General features: G+C 68.1%; 15 protein-coding genes. 11 read left to right on the top strand and 4 right to left on the bottom strand.

The genetic code is table 11. From position 1 onward, the window contains the following. The 9 genes from WAL33_RS19145 to phnX all read left to right on the top strand — a co-directional run. Positions 1-1,083: sensor histidine kinase (locus WAL33_RS19145; protein WP_422183312.1), on the top strand; the 1,083-nt coding region annotated here is incomplete at its 5' end. Between the two features lie 7 nt (positions 1,084-1,090). Next, complete coding sequence (locus WAL33_RS19150; RefSeq protein ID WP_422183314.1) at positions 1,091-1,798, top strand: response regulator; 708 nt, start codon at positions 1,091-1,093, stop codon at positions 1,796-1,798. 424 nt (positions 1,799-2,222) lie between these two features. After that, the gene (locus tag WAL33_RS19155) at positions 2,223-5,051 is read left to right on the top strand and encodes a TonB-dependent receptor (RefSeq protein ID WP_422183316.1); all 2,829 of its coding nucleotides are present in this window, start codon (positions 2,223-2,225) and stop codon (positions 5,049-5,051) included. A 65-nt stretch (positions 5,052-5,116) separates the two neighbouring features. Then, a complete protein-coding gene (locus WAL33_RS19160; RefSeq protein WP_422183318.1) occupies positions 5,117-5,755 on the top strand; it encodes a sulfotransferase family 2 domain-containing protein in 639 nt (212 codons plus the stop codon). Beyond that, the gene (locus WAL33_RS19165) at positions 5,752-6,372 is read left to right on the top strand and encodes an aspartyl/asparaginyl beta-hydroxylase domain-containing protein (protein ID WP_422183320.1); all 621 of its coding nucleotides are present in this window, start codon (positions 5,752-5,754) and stop codon (positions 6,370-6,372) included. The genes WAL33_RS19160 and WAL33_RS19165 overlap by 4 nt, the downstream gene beginning before the upstream one ends. Next, positions 6,369-8,282, top strand: coding sequence for a tetratricopeptide repeat-containing sulfotransferase family protein (locus WAL33_RS19170; protein WP_422183321.1), 1,914 nt, complete (start codon positions 6,369-6,371; stop codon positions 8,280-8,282). Before WAL33_RS19165 ends, WAL33_RS19170 begins: the two co-directional genes overlap by 4 nt. 3 nt (positions 8,283-8,285) lie before the next feature. Further along, positions 8,286-9,254: an aspartyl/asparaginyl beta-hydroxylase domain-containing protein gene (locus tag WAL33_RS19175; RefSeq protein WP_422183323.1), complete on the top strand. Its 969-nt coding sequence runs from the start codon at positions 8,286-8,288 to the stop codon at positions 9,252-9,254. Continuing rightward, on the top strand, positions 9,251-10,396 hold the full coding sequence (locus WAL33_RS19180; RefSeq protein ID WP_422183324.1) for a TIGR03364 family FAD-dependent oxidoreductase: 1,146 nt from the start codon (positions 9,251-9,253) through the stop codon (positions 10,394-10,396). The genes WAL33_RS19175 and WAL33_RS19180 overlap by 4 nt, the downstream gene beginning before the upstream one ends. Next, positions 10,393-11,205 carry a phosphonoacetaldehyde hydrolase gene (gene phnX / locus WAL33_RS19185; protein ID WP_422183325.1) on the top strand — a complete coding sequence of 271 codons (813 nt, stop codon included), beginning with the start codon at positions 10,393-10,395 and terminating at the stop codon, positions 11,203-11,205. Before WAL33_RS19180 ends, phnX begins: the two co-directional genes overlap by 4 nt. Here the strand turns inward: phnX and WAL33_RS19190 are convergent. Both WAL33_RS19190 and WAL33_RS19195 read right to left on the bottom strand, forming a co-directional pair. Further along, positions 11,202-11,780, bottom strand: a complete 579-nt coding sequence (locus WAL33_RS19190; RefSeq protein WP_422183326.1) for an HD domain-containing protein — start codon at positions 11,778-11,780, stop codon at positions 11,202-11,204. The two genes, phnX and WAL33_RS19190, sit on opposite strands and share 4 nt — an antisense overlap. Positions 11,781-11,830: 50 nt before the next feature. Next, complete coding sequence (locus tag WAL33_RS19195) at positions 11,831-13,948, bottom strand: phosphocholine-specific phospholipase C (RefSeq protein ID WP_422183328.1); 2,118 nt, start codon at positions 13,946-13,948, stop codon at positions 11,831-11,833. 181 nt (positions 13,949-14,129) lie between these two features. Between WAL33_RS19195 and WAL33_RS19200 the strand changes: the two genes are divergently transcribed. Both WAL33_RS19200 and WAL33_RS19205 read left to right on the top strand, forming a co-directional pair. Continuing rightward, positions 14,130-14,849, top strand: coding sequence for a UTRA domain-containing protein (locus tag WAL33_RS19200; protein ID WP_422183330.1), 720 nt, complete (start codon positions 14,130-14,132; stop codon positions 14,847-14,849). 109 nt (positions 14,850-14,958) lie between these two features. Then, a complete protein-coding gene (locus WAL33_RS19205) occupies positions 14,959-16,281 on the top strand; it encodes a DUF5690 family protein (RefSeq protein WP_422183332.1) in 1,323 nt (440 codons plus the stop codon). A gap of 15 nt (positions 16,282-16,296) precedes the next feature. On the opposite strand, the gene WAL33_RS19210 is transcribed toward WAL33_RS19205, so the two are convergent. After that, positions 16,297-18,411, bottom strand: a complete 2,115-nt coding sequence (locus WAL33_RS19210) for a phosphocholine-specific phospholipase C (RefSeq protein ID WP_422183334.1) — start codon at positions 18,409-18,411, stop codon at positions 16,297-16,299. Between the two features lie 47 nt (positions 18,412-18,458). Then, a partial coding sequence (locus WAL33_RS19215; protein WP_422183335.1) for an acid phosphatase occupies positions 18,459-19,098 on the bottom strand: 640 nt, incomplete at its 5' end.

Consider the following 19,098-nt stretch of genomic DNA (forward strand, 5'->3'; position numbering starts at 1 on the left):
GCCGAACAGACCGCCGCGGCGGTCGGCGCCAAGGCCCTGGTGCTGTTGCCGACCGATGGCGAGCTGAGGCCGGCGGCCGGAGCCCCGACGCTGGAGGATCTGGACGCCGCGCCGATGGCCGCCGCGCGTTGGGCCTGGGAGAGGGGCGAGGCCGCGGGCTTTGGCACCGGCACCTTGCCCCAGACCCCCTGGACCTTCTGGCCATTGGAGGGCGTGCGCTCGCGGGCCGGGGTGGTCGGCGTCGAGGCCGGGGCGACCACCGCCGGCTCCGAAGACGAGCGGCTGTTGCTGGCTTTGCTCGAGCAGGGCGCGGTGGCCCTGGAGCGGGCGGAGTTGGCCACTGAGGCGGTCGAGACCGAGACCCTGCGCCGCGCCGACCGCTTTCGCTCGGCCTTGCTCAATTCGATCAGCCACGACCTGCGCACGCCGCTGTCGACCGTGCTGGGCGCCTCGACCACCCTGATCGACTACGGCAAGGGCATAAGCGCGGCGGTGCGCGACGACCTCCTGCTCAGCATCCGCGAGGAGGCCGAACGTTTGAACCGCTATGTCGGCAACCTGCTGGACATGACCCGGCTGGAGGGCGGCGCCCTGAGGCTGCGTACCGACTGGACTGACGTGCGCGACGTTCTGGCCGCGGCCGCCGACCGGGTGTCGCGCCGACTCGGCGACCGCGCCCTGGTCCGGGACTTTCCGCCCGAACTAAGCGCGGTGCGCGTCGATTCCAGCCTGCTGGAGCAGGCCGTGGTCAATATCCTGGAGAACGCCATCGCCTACAGCCCCGCCGGCACGACGATCGAGATGGCCGCCTACGAGGACCGCGCCAATGTCGTCGTCAGCATCGAGGACGAGGGCAGGGGCATTCCGACCGCCGAGCTGGAGCAGGTGTTCGAGAAGTTTCGGCGCATGGAGGAGCCGACCGATCGCCACCAGGGCGCGGGCTTGGGCCTGTCGATCGCCAAGGGCTTCATCGACGCCATGGGCGGCCGCATCGCCGCCGCCAGTCCGATCCACGACGGCAAGGGCACGCGAATTCTGATCAGTCTGCCCAAGACCGTCGCCACGCCGCATCATCTGCTATGAGCGTCTGATGTCTTCCCCTCCGCCCGCCGGCCTACGCCAACGCATCCTGATCATCGACGACGAGCCGCAGATCCATCGGTTCCTGGCCCCGGCCATGGATGCGGCCGGTTACGAGCCCCTGCGCGCCGACAGCGGCCAGGAGGGCCTGCGCGGCATCGCCCTGTGGGCACCCGACGCCGTGGTGCTGGACCTGGGCCTGCCCGACATGGACGGCAAGGAGGTGCTGACCAAGGCCCGGGCCTTCTATGACGGCCCGATCGTCATCCTGTCGGCCCGGGACCGCGAGGCCGAGAAGATCGAGGCGCTGGATCGCGGCGCCAATGATTATGTCGAAAAACCCTTTGGTGTCGGGGAGTTGTTGGCGCGTCTTCGGGTTGCGCTGCGCCAGACGACCGCCGCCAAGGCGCCGCCCGGCCCGATCCGGTCCGGCGAGGTCGAGATCGATCTGGACAAGCGCCGCGTCACCCGCGCCGGGACGGTCGTCAAGGTCTCGCCCAAGGAATACGAGCTGCTGGCCCGCCTGGCGGTCGGGCACGGCAAGCTGCTGACCCACAAGGACCTGCTGGTCGCCGTCTGGGGCCCCGCCCACGCCGCCGACACGCAATATCTGCGCGTCTTCATCGGCCAACTGCGCCAGAAGCTGGAGATCGATCCGGCCCATCCCAAGATCATCGAGACCGAGCCCGGCGTCGGCTACCGCTTTATCGCCGATTGATGGATCCGATATTCAGGCGCGCCAAATCAGCCGAACCGCGGCGTCGTCGTTTTTCTTGAACCTCATTTGGTATAGTCCAAACGGCAGATTGTTTGCCGCAATCGAAAAATCACGCCTCGCGTTTGCGTGACGCTGCCGGCCCAGTCGCCGCTCGGCGTCGACGTCCGCATGATGTCGGCGTCGCGCGTCTCCCCTTGGCATTCTTCTCCGGCGACTTACGAACCCCCGACCGGCAGCAAACACGAAGTTTATAGCGCGAAGTTCGCCATTGGCGGGCGAGGTCAGGTCTTTGAGTCGATGACGCAGCGGGGGCGCCGTCACGCCACGATCGATTTTCTGCGCCCCGAGCGGAGACTGTCACGGAGATGTTGCCGCAAGCTGCTCTAAGCATCTGGTCCATACCAGTTAGGGCAGGGGAGCTCCTATGTCGAAGCCATATTCCGTTCGGACCATGCGTCAGAACCTCAAGCACTTTTTGCTGGCCACAGCCTCGGTGCTCGTCGTCGGCGCCAGTTCATCGATAGCTCACGCGCAGCAGGCCGGTGAGCCGGCGTCCAGCGATTTGGTCGACGAGGTGGTCGTCACCGGCTTCCGGAAGTCGCTGAGCGACGCGCGCGACATCAAGCGGGATTCGGTCATCCAGAAGGACGTGATCGTCGCCGAAGACATGGCGAAGTTCCCGGAACTGAACCTGGCCGAATCGCTGCAGCGCTTGCCGGGCGTGCAGATCAACCGCGAGGCGGGCGAGGGCCGTCGCATCTCGCTGCGTGGCCTGGGTCCCGATTTCAGCCGCGTGCAGCTCAATGGCATGGAAGTGCTGGGCAATGTCGACTCCGCCCAGGATAGCCGCGGCCAGCGTTCGCGCGACCGCGCCTTCGACTTCAACATCTTCGCCTCGGAACTGTTCTCGCGCGTCGAGGTCGAGAAGACCTTCCAGGCGGCGCAGAAGGAGGGCGGCATGGCCGGCACGGTCGGCCTGTTCACCGGCAAGCCCTTCGACTACGCGCCGGGCTCCAAGGGCGCGGTGTCGTTGAAGCTGGGCACCAACCAATACACCAAGGACACCCAGCCGCGCGTCGCCGCCCTGTTCAGCCGTAATTGGGACAACCGGTTCGGGGCCCTGGTTTCGGTGGCCTATGGCAAGCGCGAAACCACGGAGCAGGGCCGCAATACCTACAATTACAGCAAATTGGGCGCGACCGACTATGCAGATCCAGCAAACCCCAAGGGTGACGCCTACGATCTGGTCGCAGCGGGGCTGGACATCTCCCACCTGAGCGCCGCGAAACAGGCCAAGTTCCTGGCCGGTGGCCTGTATTTCGCGGACGGCAACCGCGTCTCCTCCTGGAACGCCAAGCAGGAGCGCCTCGGCGTGACGACCGCGCTGCAGTGGAAGCCGGTCGACAATCTGCTGCTGACGCTCGACGGGCTGTATGGCCAATTCACCACGCATCGCGATGAAATGCACCTCGCCACGCGGCCGATCGAAGGGCTGGGCTCCACCACCCTCGACACCCCTGCCGGGGGCGTCTGGCCGGCCATGTTCCAGAAGGGATCGGTGATCAACGACCTGGCGTGGGACAGCAACGACTACGTCACCATGACCAACGTGACCGGCACGACCTTCGGCAGCGAGCATCGGCGGTCGCTGAACAAGAACCGCTTCAACCAGCTGGCGTTGACCGGCAAGTGGGACGCCTCCGATCGCCTGACGATCGATGGCCACGTCGGCTACGAGAAGTCGACCTACAAGACCCCCTATGACGACAAGCTGTACATGCGCGCCAAGGGCAACCTGATCGCCAACTACGGCGCGGACGGCCAATCGGCTTCGTTCCAGTATCCGGGCTGGGATCCCACCAACCCGGCCAACTACGCCATGGATTCCTTCTACTATCGCGGCTTCAACAATCAGTCGGAGCTGCGGGAAGGCGTGCTGAACGCGCGCTATGAACTGAACGACACCCTGACGCTGCGGGCAGGCGTCGCCTACCACAGGTTCACGCAAGGCGGCCGGGACGTCTTCTATGACGACAACGTCAACGGAACCCGGTCCAAGACCCGCGGCACGTCCGTCGCCGACATCACCTCGGTGTTCAAGAACGACGCCGGTTCGTGGCTGATCGGCGACTACGACAAGGCCTTCGCGAAGTACAAGGAATACCACCGTTTCGGGCCCAACACGGATGGAACCGGCGGCGCTCTCCAGGACATCGAGAACGTGTACGAGACCTCGGAGGAGACCATCTCCGAGTACGTGCAGCTGGATTGGGACCACGACCTGTTCGGCAAGCGCTTCCGCGGCAATATCGGCCTGCGTGGCTACCAGACCGATACGCACAGCACCGGCTGGATCCAGGGCGACAGCTACGCCTATCTCGGCACCACGGACGTGGAAGGCAGCTATGAGGGCGTGCTGCCGGCCCTGAACACGGTGCTGGAACTGACGCCGGAGGTGCTGGTGCGCTTCTCCGCCACGCAGAACCTGAACCGTCCGAGCCTGGGGTCGATGGCGGCCGAGGGCAGCGCCTTCAAGAACGAGGACACCGGCGAGATCACGGCGTCGCGTGGCAATCCCAATCTCAAGCCCTTTAAGGACACCACGTTGGACGTGTCGGTCGAGTACTATTTCGGCAAGGTGGGTCTGCTTTCGGCCAGCGTGTTCCAGAAGAGCATCAAGAACTTCATCGACTCGCCGACCGTCTACAAAATTCCCTTCAGCCAGACGGGCGTTCCGTTCAGCACGATCCCGGGCGCGACGGGGAGCACCATCGTCGATGAGTTCTCGATGCCAATCAACATCGCCGGCACCAAGAAGCTGACGGGCGTGGAATTGGCGGCGCAGAGCCAGTTTTCCTTCCTGCCGGCGCCGTTCGACAATCTGGGGGTCGTGGCCAACTACACCTATGTCGACACCCCGCCAGAGCTGACCGGAATCTCCAAGACCAGCTACAACGTCACGCTCTACTATGAGACCGACGACTGGGGTCTGAGGGGTTCCATGAGCCACCGCGACCGCTGGTACACCGGGCGCAGCGACGATGTCATGAGCGCCAGCACGCGAGGCTTCGAGGGATCGACCTATGTGGACGCCTCGGCCTTCCTGAACCTCACCGACACGCTCCAGGTCTCGCTGAACGCGGTCAATCTGACCAACCAGAAGGACACCCAGTTCTGGGGGCAGAACCGCTATCTGTACAACCAGACCCAGAGCGGCACGACCTACATGATGGGGCTCAGCTACAAGTTCTAAGACGAGTTCGACAGGCGCCCCTCCTCCTCCAGGGGAGGGGCGTCCCTTTCGTGTGTCCAGAAACCATGATCATCTCCCACCGCCACCGTTTCGTCTTCGCCGCCGTGCCCAAGACCGGCACCCATTCGGTGCGGCAGGCCCTGCGCGAGCATCTGGGCGACGAGGACGTCGAGCAGGTGGGGCTGTTCGTCGACAAGCGCTTCCCGTGGGCGGACCTGGCGGCGATCCGCCATGGTCATCTGTCTCTGGGACAGGTGCGGCCCCATCTCGGCGAGGACGTCTTCGGCGGCTATTTCAAGTTCGCCTTCGTGCGCAATCCGTTCGACCGTTTCGTCTCCTACTGCGCCTTCATGCTGCGCGGCGGCGATGTCTTCCAGCGACAGCCTCGCGAGGTCATGCGTCACTTTCTGTTCGGCGAGCCGCCGGAACACCACATCCTGTTCCAGCCTCAAGCTTCGCTGCTGGTGGACGAAGACGGCTGCACCTTGCTCGCCGACACGGTCGGTCACGTCGAGGACATGCAGGGCTCATACGATGCGATCTGCACGCGCATCGGCATCCCCTCGCGCCGGCTCGACCGCGTCAACGACAGCCGGCACGGCGACTATCGCCAATACTACGACCAGGCCCTGATCGACGGCGTCGCCGCGCGCTACGCCCAGGATCTGGAGCTGTTCGGCTACGGCTTCGAAGGCCCACGATGAGCGCCGAGCCCGTCGCCAATCCGCGCAAGACCACGGGCGTCCGCAAGCTCGGCCCGGTCGACATCACCGCCCTGCGGGCGGCGGTGCTGGCCACCCCCGAAGACGTTTGGGACAGCGAGAACGCCGGCAAGCCGAACCGGTTCGAGGTGTTGGACGCGACTCGCCACATCGTCTTCCGCTTCATCGATAGCCCCCGCGACTGGCGCGGTTCGCACGATCGCCCGGCCTGGCCCCAATGGCGCGGCCTGCTGAAACCGGTGCTGGACCAGGCCGTCCGCGGCTACGGCTATGCTCGCGGGGTGTTCCCGCGGGTGATGCTGGCGAGGATGCCGCCGGGCGGGGTGATCCATCCGCACATCGACGCCAACCCCGCGGCCAAGTGGCCGCACAAGATCCACGTGCCGGTGTCGACCCATCCCGGCGTGGTGTGCTTTTTCGGCGGCGCCGAACACCACTTCCCGGCGGGCGAGGCCGTGGAGGTGAACAATCTTGGCCCGCACTGGGTGCGCAACGACGGCGACACCGATCGCATCCACCTGATCTTCGAATATTACGACGCCGACCAGCCGGAACCGGACTGGCTGGAGCCGTTCCTGCGGGCCGGCGTGGCGCGATGAGCGTCTCTGTCGGCGATCGCGACGCCTTGTTGCAGGAGGCCAAGGACCTGCGCGCCCGCAAACTCATCCCCGAGGCGCTGGCCGCCCTGGCGCGGCTGCAGGCGCTGCATCCGCGTTTCAGCCGCCTCCATCAGGAACGCGGCCACTGTCACGTGGTGCTGGGCGATGCGCCGGCCGCGATCGGCGCCCTGCGGACGGCGGTGGACATCAACCCGACGCTGCCGGCCAGCTGGGACATGCTGGAGCAGCTTTACCGCAGGCTTGGCGACGGCGCCCAGGCGGCCGCGGCGGCCAGGCAGGTGGCTATGCTCAAGCAGTTGCCGCCGGAGGTGGTGGTGGCCAACAGCCTGTTCGCCGACGGCGACTTGACGCCGGCGGAGGATATCCTCCGGGAGTACCTGCACGAGGATGGCGACAATGTGGGCGCGCTGCGCCTGCTGGCGCGGATTCGCACGGAGTGCGACGCGCTCGACGAGGCCGAGATGTTGCTGAAATCGGTTCTCGATCGCGCGCCGGACTATCATGCGGCGCGGCTCGACTACGCGATGGTGCTCTTGCAGCGGCAAAAGCATCTGCTGGCGCGACAGGAGGCCGAACGCCTGCTCGCGCACGACCCGGACAATCGCGAATACCTCAAGCAGTACGGCGCGGCCTGCGTCGGCCTGGGCGACCACGAGCCGGTGATCGATCTCTATGAGAGGCTCTTGGCTGGCCAGGTTCAGTCGGGGGGCGAAGTCGCCGAGCTGCGTCTGTGGCGGGCGAACGCCCTGAAGATCACGGGCAGGGGGCAGGAAGCCGTCGAGGACTATCGCGCCTCCCTGACGGCGCGGCCGGACTACGGCGTGGCCTGGTTCAGCCTCGCCAACCTCAAGACCTATCGCTTCACCGACGACGATGTCGCGCGAATGCGGATCGCGGAGGCCTGGCCCGACATCCAGGACATGGACCGCGTCTACCTGTGTTTCGCGCTGGGCAAGGCGCTGGAGGACCGAGGCGACTACGAAGCCTCGTGGCGATGCTACGAGCGGGGCAATGCGGTGCGGCGCGCCGCCGGCCGCTATCGCTCGGACGTCGCCGAAGCCTGCGTCCCGCGCCTGAAGCAGGTGTTCACCGCGGATGTCTTGGCCGCACGCGCCGGCTGGGGCGTGGCCGATCCTGCGCCGATCTTCATCCTTGGCTTGCCGCGTTCGGGCTCGACGTTGATCGAACAGATCCTGGCTTCTCATTCGCAGGTGGAGGGCGCCCAGGAGTTGACCGAAATCGGTCGCTACGCCGGCGAGCTGTGCGGCCGCGATCCCGATTGCGGCCTTCCGCTCGCCCCCGAAGCCTTGCTGAGCCTGACCGCCGCCGATGTACGCCGGCTCGGCGAGCGCTTCCTGGCCGAGACCCAGGTCTATCGCCGGCTGGCCAGGCCGTACTTCATCGACAAGATGCCGAACAACTTCTGGCACGTCGGCCTGATCCATCTGATCCTGCCGCGATCGATCATCATCGATGTGCGGCGCGAACCCATGGCCTGCTGCTTCAGCAACCTCAAGCAGTTGTTCGGCACGACCAACCAGGAATTCAGCTACGGCGTCGATGATATCGCCCGTCACTATCGCGTCTATCTCGACCTCATGCGGCACTGGGACGAGGTGTTGCCAGGAAGGGTGTTGAGGATGGGGTACGAGGACCTGGTCGAGGACCTGGAAGGCGGCGTGCGGCGCATGCTCGACCATTGCGGGCTGCCGTTCGAGCCGGCCTGCCTGAGCTTCCACCAGACCCGCCGCAGCATACGCACCCCCAGTTCCGAGCAGGTGCGCCGGCCCATCGGCCGCGAAGGGCTTACGCAGTGGGAGCACTACGCGCCCTGGCTCGCGCCGCTCGAGAACGCGCTGGGCGACGCCTTGACCGGCTACAGGGACTGACCCATGCGGCTGTCGCGTCCCTTCTTCCAACTCCCCGTGCTGTTCGACGTGGCGCGCCTGCAGGCGGAGGTCGCGGCCTTGCCGGCGCAGGCCTGGGTCTCACACCCGGACCAACTGCCTGGCAACAGCGCGGCGCGGTTGATCAGCGCCGGCGGGGCCGAGACCGATTCCGTCCACGGACAGATGCAGCAGACGCCCTGGCTGGAGGCCATGCCTTACCTAAGTCAGATGCTCGCGGGTTTTGGCGTGGTCTGGAGCCGCTCGCGGTTGATGCGCCTGGCGCCGGGCGCGGGCGTGCCCGAGCATGCCGACATCAACTACCACTGGCATACGCGGGTGCGGCTGCACATCCCGGTCTTCACGCAGCCGCAAGTGCGCTTCCACTGCGACGGGCAATCGGTGCACATGGCCGCGGGCGAGGCTTGGATCTTCGACAACTGGCGCCGGCACCATGTGGAGAACAAGGCCAGCGAGGCGCGTATCCATCTCGTCGCCGACACCACCGGCACGGCGGCGTTCTGGCGGTTCGCCTGCGGTCAGGCGCCGCCGCGCGAGCAGTGGCGGACAGTTGCCTGGGACCCCGGCGTCAGCGCGCAGCTCCTCACCGAGGGCGACCAGCGCTCGGCGGTGATGCCCGCGGCCGAAGTGCAGTTGCTGGTCGATGATCTGCGCACGGAACTGACGGTCGCGACGGACACCGCCGAAGCCAAGGCGCGCGCTGCGCGGTTCAGCCTGCTGCTGGAGAGCTTCGTGTTCGACTGGCGCCAGCTCTGTGCGCTGCATGGCGTCGGCGGACGGGCTCGGCCGGAGTTCCTGCGCCTGGCCGGCGCCGTGCACCAGGCCGCCAAGCCGATGGCCGACGGGCTGATCATGCGCACCAACCAGGCCAGTGCGCTGCTGGTGCTCGAAAAGCGCGTTCTGCAGCACTTGGTCGCGGACGACATCGTAAGACCGGACCCGCGAGAAGGATGACGAATCTGGAACAGCATTTCGATCTCGCCGTGGTCGGCGCGGGCGTCGTGGGCCTGGCCCACGCCCTGGCCGCCGCGCGCCTCGGCAAGCGGGTCGTGGTCGTCGATCGTGACGCCCAGGCCAACGGGGCGTCGGTGCGTAACTTCGGCTTCGCAACCGTCACCGGCCAGGCCCGGGGCGAGGTGTGGCGGCGCGCCCGACGGTCGGCCCAGGTCTGGAACGAGATCGCCGGCCCGGCCGGGATCGAGGTGCTGCAGCGCGGCCTGACCATGGTCGCGCGCCGTCCCGAGGCCAGGGCCGTACTGGAGGCCTTTCTCGAGACCGAGATGGCCGAAGGTTGCGCCTGGCGCGACGCGGTCGATCTGGGCGACCGCCTGCCGGGACGGGGCCAGGTGCTGGGCGGCCTGACCAGCGGCGTCGATCTGCGCATCGAATCACGCACCGCCATTCCGCGCCTGGCCGCCTGGCTGGAGACAGCCCACGGCGTCGTCATCCTGCGTGGCGTCGCCGTGCTCGGCGTCGAGACCGGACGCCTGGAGACCTCGGCTGGCGCGGTTCGCGCCGAGCGCATCGTCGTCTGTCCGGGCGACGATCTGGCCACCCTGTTTCCTGACAGCTTCGCCCGCGCCGGCGTGACGCGCTGCAAGCTGCAGATGCTGCGCCTGGCCGATCCGGGCTGGCGGCTGCCCGCGCCGGTGATGTCGGACCTCGGCCTCGTCCGCTACCAGGGCTATGCCGACCTGCCGCAAGCCGCGCCGCTGCTGGCGCGACTGCGCGCCGAGCAGGCCGCTCACCTGGAGCACGGCGTTCACCTGATCGTGGTGCAGAGCGCCGACGGCTCGCTGGTGGTCGGCGACAGCCACCACTACGCCGTCACGCCCGATCCGTTCGCCCGCGACGACGTCGACGCCCTGATCCTCGACGAGTTCGCCCAGGTGTTCGGCCAGGCGCCGCCGGCGGTGCTGGAGCGCTGGACCGGCACCTACGCCTCGGCGGCCGGCCATAGTCTGGTCGAGACGCCCATGCCCGGCGTGCGCTTGGTGGTGGTGACCGGCGGCACAGGAGCCTCGACGGCCTTTGGCCTCGCCGAGGAGGTGTTGGCCGACCTCCATGACCTACCCCAGCCCGGAGCCGCCGCGTGACCCAAAGCCCTATCCAGGCCGTCGTCTTCGACTGGGCCGGCACCATGATCGACTTCGGTTGCCGCGCGCCGGTCAAGGCCCTGCGCGAGGTTTTCGCCGAGGCGGGGATCGAGCTCACCGAGAGCGAGGCGCGAGCCGACATGGGCAAGGCCAAGCGCGACCATGTGCGCGCGCTGCTGGCCATGCCGCGCATCGCCGCCGCCTGGCGCGCGCGCCATGGCGCGGCCTCGACCGAAGCCGATGTCGACCACCTGCACGACGCCGTCGAGCCGCGGATGCGCGTCGCGGCCCGCGACCACGCCATGCTGATCCCCGGCGCCGCGGCGCTGGTGGCCGATCTGCGGGGCCGCGGCGTCAAGATCGGCTCCACCACCGGTTACACCCGCCCGATGATGGCTGACATCCTGCCGCTGGCCGCCAGCCAGGGCTACGCGCCCGACATCGTGGTCTGCGCCGGCGAGACGGCCCAGGGTCGGCCGTCACCGCTGATGATGTGGAAGGCGCTGGTCGCGCTTGGCGCCTGGCCGGCGCGGGCCTGCGTCAAGGTCGACGACGCCGTCGTCGGCATTGGCGAGGGGCTGGAGGCCGGGGCCTGGACGATCGGCCTGTCCGCCTCAGGCAATGGCGTTGGTCTGGAGCAGGAGGCGCTGACAAGGCTGCCCGTCGCCGAGCGCGCCGCGCGGATCGAGATGTCCTCCAAGGCGCTGCGCGAAGCCGGCGCGCACTATGTGGTCGAGAGCGTTGCGGATCTGGGGCCGGTGTTGGCGGATATCGAGGCGCGGATCGAACGGGGCGAGACGCCCCGCTAGAGGGCCTCTCCCTCGGGCTCGATCAGGTCGCGGAGAAGGTCATGATAGGTCTCGAAGCCGGCGACCTCGGCGTCGGGCGCCTTGCCGGCTTCGTCGTAGCCGCGCAGTTGCAGGGCCGCCTGGGCCCAGGGATCGGCCAGGAAGTCCTCGATCTCGTCGGCGCTCATCGGACCGCCCTGCAAGGCCAGGCTTTGCAACGAGGCTTTGCTAAGACGCTGCAGATAGACGGGATCGACGGCGACCCGATAGCGCTTGGCCGCCACATGCAGGCGGATCGGCTCGGTGACCGCCGGGCCGAAGGCGCGGGCCAGATAGCCGGCGCTGATGTGCTCGTGGCGGGTGTCGACGCCGAGATCGGCCGCGTTCTCGCCGACCTTCTGCATCAGGTGGCCGACATCGTGCAGCAGGGCGGCGGCGACCAGGGCGCGCGGCGCGCCGTCGGCCTTGGCATGGTGCGCCGTCTGCAGCGCATGCTCCAGTTGGGTGACGTCCTCGCCATAGTGGAGGCCGCCCAGTTGGGCGAAGAGGTCGGCAAGCTCGGCCACGAAAGCATCGGCCGTAGGACGAGAAGTCATAGAATATCCATGCAAGATGTTGAATTGGAACAGGGATCGGGTGAACGACCTTACAGGCGCATCCGGCCGATGCCCGGGTCGGTGCGGCTGGCGCGGCCGGTTTCGATATGGCCGGCCAGGCGCTGGGTGAAGGAGGGATCGTCCGCCAGGGTCAGGGTCAGGTCGTACCAATGATCGCTGCCGCGCAGGTCCCACACCGAGCGGACAACGGCCTTGGGCTTCAACATCAGGGTCTGGCGAGCTTCGCCTTCGGCCAACGGATAGTCCTCGGCCATGCTCAGGGTCGCCAGGCCGGCGCCCGCCAGGCGGACGACCAGGCGCGAGCGGGCGTCGCCGGCGACGGTCACGATCGGCTGCACCCTTGAGGTGTCGCCCGCGAAGCGGCGGTAGAAGCCGCTGGGACCGTGGACGGTCAGGTCGTAGGGCCCCGGGTTGCGAACGGTCTTGTTCCAATGCCCGGCCGCGTAGCTTTGTCCGGCCGCCAGGGTGAAGCGCCAGGGGGCGTCGCGGTCGGTGTTGTCGAACACCTGGAACACCGCGCCCGCGCGGCCGGCGTTGACCAGGTCGATCCACAGCGCCCCGTCCGCCACGCGGGCGTCGGCCGCCAGGATATAGGGCAGGGCGCGCGCCCCGCGCTGCGGTCCGTCCTGGGCGGACGGCCCCTGCGTCGCCGGGATCCGCAAGCTGGGCGCGGCCTTGGATCGGGACACCCGCTGCATGTAGTCGGCGGTGGCCGGCAGGGTCAGGGCCGTCCAGTCCTGGTTCGGTGTGGCGAAGTCGAAGGCCGAGGTCAGGTCGCCGCAGACCGTCCGGCGCCAGTCGCTGATATTGTCCTCGCGCACCCCGAAGCGCTTCTCCAGGAAACGCAGGGTGGAGGTGTGGTCGAACACCTCCGAGCAGACGAAGCCGCCCCGGCTCCACGGCGAGACGATGATGGCCGGCACGCGGATGCCCAGGCCCAGCGGATGAGCGCCCGGATTGGCGACCTTGGCCGGGCCGTAGTCCTTGGCCTCGCCCGCGACCGACACCGAGCTCCAGCCCTGCTCGGGCGTCAGCGGCGGCATCGGCGGCTGCATGTGGTCGTAGAAGCCGCCGGCTTCGTCGTAGTTGACGATGAACACGGTCTTGGCGAACACCTCGGGGTGGTCGACCAGGGCCTTGATCAGCTCGGCGCAGACATGCTCGCCCTTCGAGGGTTCGGCCTGGGGGTGTTCGGAGAGGTCGGCGGCGGTGACGATCCACGACACCTGCGGCAGGCTGTCGGCGGCGACGTCGGCGCGGAAGGCCGCGACCAGCTGCTCGCCGTCCGAACGCGTGCGGTCCGCGCCCGTCTTGCCTTCGGACACCCATGAGCGGCCGCGCTCATACAGCGGCGAGTCCTTCGCGCACGGCCGGAACGGCTTGAACACCGACAGGATATTGTCGCCGAAATTGTCGTATTCTTGGTAGACTTTCCAGCTGACCCCGGCGGCTTGCAGGCGCTCGGCATAGGTCGTCCAGCCATGCGGTCCGTTGGCCATGGCCTTGTCCGTGGCCATGTCGGCGCTGGGCGTCTCGTCCTCGCCGTAGTTGCTCATCTCCGGATCGCCGCCGACCTTGCCGCCGCCGTTGCAGCCCGTCCAAAGGTGCAAGCGGTTCGGATAGGTCTGGGTCAGGGTCGAGCAGTGATAGGCGTCGCAGATCGTGAAAGCGCTGGCCAGAGCGTGGTAGAAGGGCAGGTCCGAGGCCTTGTAGTAGACCATCCGCTTATGCAGCTCGCCGCTGTGGCCCCACTGGTCGTAGCGACCGCCGTTGACGATGGTGATCGCCGCCTGGTGGCCCTGGTCCGCACCGTCGACCGTGTAGGCGTTGGTGGTCTTGGAGTCGCCGTAGAAGGGGGCGACGAAGCCGTCGGGATGCTCGGTGCTCGGCTGGCGCCATACCGAGGCGCCGCCGGGCAGGCGTTGCGGCCGCGGATCGCCCAGCCCCCGCACGCCGTTCAGCGCGCCGAAATAGTGATCGAAGGCGCGGTTCTCCTGCATGAAGATCACCACGTGCTCGACGTCCATGATCGTGCCGGTGCGGCGACGCGCCGGGATGGCCATGGCCCTGGCCACTGTGGCCGGCAGCAGGCCGGCGGCGGCCCCAGCGGCGGCGGAACGCAGAAAAGCGCGGCGGTCAGTCGACATGGCTCACCTCTCGAATTCGATTTGGTATAGACCAGATTGCAAAGGGCGAAGACGAAACTTTCGTGAAGCCTTGGCTGAATCCGGCCCAGGCCGTCGGTGGTCTGATCCAGTTCCTTGACCCCGGACGAGCCCCCTCCCATCCTCGCGCATGGCGGGATTCGATCGCCGGCCAGGTCTTCCGATGCAGCAGCTTGACGGTCTCCAGTACATTGGCGTGCGTGACGACATCGCCGCGCGCATCGCCGGCGGCGAGTTCAAGCCAGGCGAGCGCCTGCCGTCCGAGCGCCAGTTGCAGGTCGGCGGCGGCGTGGCGCGCGGCACCATCCGCGAGGCGCTGTTCCAGCTGGAGGCCGAAGGGGTCATCTATCGCAAGGACCGCAGCGGCTGGTATGTTTCACCGCCGCCGGTGGTTTACGACCCGACCCGCTGGGAAGGCTTCATGTCCTATGTCGAAGCGCAGGGACGGCGGCCGGAGACCGAGACTCTCAGCAAGGTCGAGATCGCCTGCGACGGCGTGATGGCCCAGATCTTTTCGCGCCCCGTCGGCGCGCCGCTGTACTGGATCCGCCGCCGGCGCCTGGTCGACGGCCGAGCCGTTCTGATCGAGAGCATCGTCGTCGACGCCTCCCTGGCCCCGGGCCTGGTGGAGCATGACCTCGACGGCTCGCTGACCAGCCTCCTGAAGCAGGTCTACGGCATCGGCGTCGCGCGCAACAAGGTCGACATGCAACCCTGCGCCCTGACCGGCGATGTGGCCGAGGCTTTGCGGGTCAAGTCTGGCCTGCCGGGACTGAGCCTGGTCCGCACCTGCTACGACGCCCAGGGCAGGGTGGTCGAGTTCGACCGCGAACACTGGCGTCATGACGCCTTGAAGATCAGCGTCGACATCCGCGTGCGCTGACCGGTCGTCGGTCGCCCGCCGCGTTCAAGCGCTCGTCTCGGCGACGTCGCCCTGTCATCGAAACGCCATCTGGTTGGTATAGACCACACGCCTCACAAGGGGCGTTTCCATGAGTTCGGGTCCGCGACGCTGGCTGGAGCGGGCCAATCCGCTGGTCTTTACCCTGTTCGCGGGCCTGGCCGGCTTTTGCGCCTATTTCTCGATGTACGCCTTCCGCAAGCCGTTCGCGGCGGCGACCTTCGGCGCCGTCGACGGTTGGACCTTCGCCGTCGACTACAAGATCGCCCTGGTGCTGGCCCAGGTCGCCGGCTACGCGGCCTCCAAGCTGATCGGGGTCAAGGTCATCTCCGAGATCGCCCCGGCCCATCGCGGCGCAGCCATCCTTGGACTGATCGGCCTCTCGTGGCTGGCCTTGCTCGCCTTCGCGGTCGTCCCGGCGCCCTGGAACGTCGCGGCCCTGTTCCTGAACGGCCTTCCGCTGGGCATGATCTGGGGCCTGGTGTTCGGCTTCATGGAGGGGCGACGCACCTCCGAGGTGCTGGGCTCCATCCTCTGCGCCAGCTTCATCCTGTCGTCCGGAGTCGTCAAATCGGTCGGCAAGTGGCTGATGGTCGACCTCCACGTCTCGCCGTTCTGGATGCCCGCAGCCACGGGTGCGATCTTCCTGCCGCTGCTGGCGGTCTCGGTCTGGGCCCTGGTGCAGCTGCCGCCGCCCAACGCCGCCGACGAAGCGGCCCGCGTGCGTCGCCAGCCGATGGACCGCGCCCAGCGTCGCGCCTTCTTGGCTGCTTACGCGCCGGGCGTCGTGCTGCTGGTGATGGCCTATGTGCTGCTGACAGCCTTTCGCGACTTCCGCGACAACTTTGCCGCCGAGCTGTGGACCGCCCTGGGCTTTGGCGAGGCGTCCGGCGTCTTCACCGCCAGCGAGCTGCCGGTCGCCGTCATCGCCCTAGGCGTGATGGGCGCGGTCATGCTGGTCCGCGACAACCTGCGCGCGCTGCTTGTGATGCACGGCGTCATCCTGGCCGGCTTCCTGCTGCTGGGCCTGTCGACCCTGGCCTTTCAGGCCCATCTGCTGCCGCCCTTGACCTGGATGATCCTGACGGGCGCCGGCCTCTACATGGCCTACACGCCGTTCAACGCCATGCTGTTCGACCGGATGATCGCCTTCAGCGGCCGGATCGGCACGGCGGGCTTCCTGATCTACGTGGCCGACGCCTCGGGCTATCTCGGCAGCGTCGCTCTGCTGGTCTGGCGCAACTTCGCCATGGTGCGGCTGGACTGGCTGGGCTTCTTTATCGCCAGCGCCTATGCGACCAGCGTCGTCGGCGCCGTCTGCACGATCCTGGCCGGCGTCTATTTCCTGCGCCATCGTCCCAAACGCGACGCCCGCGCCCCGGCGTCGGTCATGGCCGAGGACGTGGTCGCCTGACCAAGATCGGTCTCGTCACCGGCGAAACGGCTGATCCATGATCGCCAGGCCGCCCATGGCCGGATCGCTGATGGAATCGACGCCCATCTCCAGTCGACCGGCCACGCGGCGCAGATAGCCGTCGGCTTCGATCGACAGGTCGTACCAGCCCCCGGTGGCCCTCACGCGCAGGTCCTTGCGGATCTCGCCCGCTGGCGGCAGCGCCATCTTCCAGGGCCGGAAGGCCGTCTTGTAGGCGCTGGGCGTGGCGGTCAGGCTCTTGGCCGCGCCGCCGGGATTGCTCAGGGTCAGGCCGACCAGGCCCTTGGCCGGAAAGGCCAGGACCCGCAGGATCGGATCCTCACCCGGGGCCGCGCCGACGAAGTGGCGGTGGAAGCCGTTCGGACCCAGCGCCCACAGGTCGTAGGCGCCGGCGGGCCAGGCGTCGTCGACCTGCTTGCCCGGCTCGACGGTGTAGCGACGCGGCGGCTGGTCGAGGCGTAGGCGGTCATAGACGTGAAGAACCGCCGCCTGCGCGCCGTCATTGGCGAAGGTCAGGGTCAGGCGGCCGTCCTGGGCGCCTTCGTCCACGCGCAGAGCGTAGGGCAGGGCGCGCGAGGGACGAGGACCTGTCGCCTGAACGGGGACCGCCGGCGCAGCCGGGGTCGGCGGCACGGTGGTGTCCTTCAAGGCCGCGGCGCGATCGGCCAGGACCTTGGTCGCGGGCAGGCCCTGGGCGAAGGGGGTGTCGTTCGGAGTCTTGAAGTCGAAGGTGGTGGTCAGGTCGCCGCACACCGCCCGCCGCCAGGGCGAGATATTGGGCTCGGCCACGCCGAACCGTGTTTCCAGGAAGCGGATCACCGAGGTGTGGTCGAAGACCTGGGAATTGACCCAGCCGCCCCGACTCCAGGGCGACAGCACGTACATCGGCACGCGCGGCCCCAGGCCGTAGGGGCGGCCCATCAGCTCATCGCGCTCGGCCTTGGCCTCGGTGGGATTGCGCACCAGATGATATTCACCGGCGGTGTCGACCGTCGAGGCGCCCAGCACCGTTCCGTCCGCGGCCTTCGAGGGCGGGGCCGGCGGCGGGACGTGGTCGAAGAAGCCGTCGTTCTCGTCGAACATCACCAGCAGCACGGTCCGCGCCCAGACCTTCGGGTCGGCGGTCAGGGCGTCGATCACCCGGGCGGTGTAGTCCGCGCCCTGGGCGGGGCTGGAGGGGCCAGGGTGCTCGGAGTCGGCGGCGGGGGCGACGATGTACGACACCTGCGGCAGGGCGCCCGCCAGCACGTCCTCGCGCAGGCCGTCCAGCTTGCGCGTCGACAGGGCCAGGGCCGCCAGGCGCGGATCCGATCCCGGCAGGGCGGCGTGGCTGTCGCGATAGGCCTTGAACCCGGCCGTCGGGTTGTCGGTGAAATTGTCGGCCATGTCCTGGTAGATGCGCCAGGTGACGCCGGCGGCCAGCAGCCGCTCGGCGTAGGTGGTCCAGCGATAGGGATCGGCCGCTCCGCCATCGGCCACGAGGCTGTCGTGGCTGTTGGAGATCGAGGGGCCGCCCAGCTGGCCGGCCGGGTCGTTGGTGGCGGTCCACAGGAACAGACGGTTGGTGTTGGTGCCGGTCTGGGTCGAGCAGTGATAGGCGTCGCAGAGGGTGAAGGCGTTGGCCATCGCGTACTGGAAGGGGATGTCCTCCCGGCGATAATAGCCCATGCAGCGCTCGGTCTTGGCGACCGGCCAGCGGTTCATGCGACCTTCGTCCCAGGCCGCCTGGGCGTCGGACCAGCTGTGCGGCGTGCCCTCGACTCGCATGTGGGCGAAGGTGGCGACGGTGTCCAAAGGGAACGGCGAGATCAGCGGCGGCCCGCCCTTGCCGGTGTCGTTGACCTGCGTCCAGACCGTCTTGTGATGCAGGCCCGGGCTGTCGGGCACGGGGATCGGGAAGCGGTCGCCAAAGCCCCGGACGCCGTTCATGACCCCGAAGTAGTGATCGAAGGCGCGGTTTTCCTGCATCAGGATCACCACGTGCTCCACGTCCTTCAGTGTCCCGGCGCGCACATCGGCGTCGATGGCCAGGGCCTTGGCGACGGCCGGCGGCAAGGTCAGGGCGGCGGTCGCGGAGAGCAGGAAGGCGCGACGGTCGATTGAAGGCATGGGTGATCCCGTGAAGCGTGCAGTCCGCTGCTTAGCGGCGCTCCATGTCAATCCGGCGACAGGCCCAAGGCCGCAGCGACTTCGGCGCGGGCCATGTCCATGTCGCGGCGGAACAGCGGCGAGGCATGCTCGGCGGCGTAGATCACCTCTCCGGACCGCAGGCCGGCCTCGGCGGCGCTGAGGCTGTGCGAACCACAGACGACACGGCTCTCGGCGTAGTCGCGGCCGCGCGCGTAAAGGGCGTCGGCGCGGCTGGGAGCCAGCTCGGCCAGGATCATGGCGACGTGGCCGCCAAAGGCCGAGTGGCCCGACGGATAGTCGGGATTGCCGGCCAGGTGATCGCTCTTAGGCTCGCAGATCGGCAGGTCTGTGCCGAGATAGGGCCGCTTGGTTCCCCAATGGGTCTTGGCCACGCCGACCACCGAGCGATCCTCGCCGGCCCGCTCCAGCAGCGCAGTCAGGACAGGCGCGGTCTGAGCGGTCAGACGGACGCCCAGGGCGGCGGCGAAATGGTCATAGGCCTCGCCGCTGACATCGGCGGTGGCCGCCGTCCAGCGGGGCGTGCCCTGTAGCGCGCGGGTCTGGCGGAAAACCGCGGCGTCGGCCACGGCGCGCGGCGATCCGGGGGCGGGCGGCGGGGCCAGGATGGTCGTCAGGTCCGGCCGGGCCTGGGGGGCGAGATAGCCC

The organism is Caulobacter sp. (assembly GCF_049283275.1).
In the GTDB taxonomy this organism is placed as follows: Bacteria; Pseudomonadota; Alphaproteobacteria; order Caulobacterales; family Caulobacteraceae; genus Caulobacter.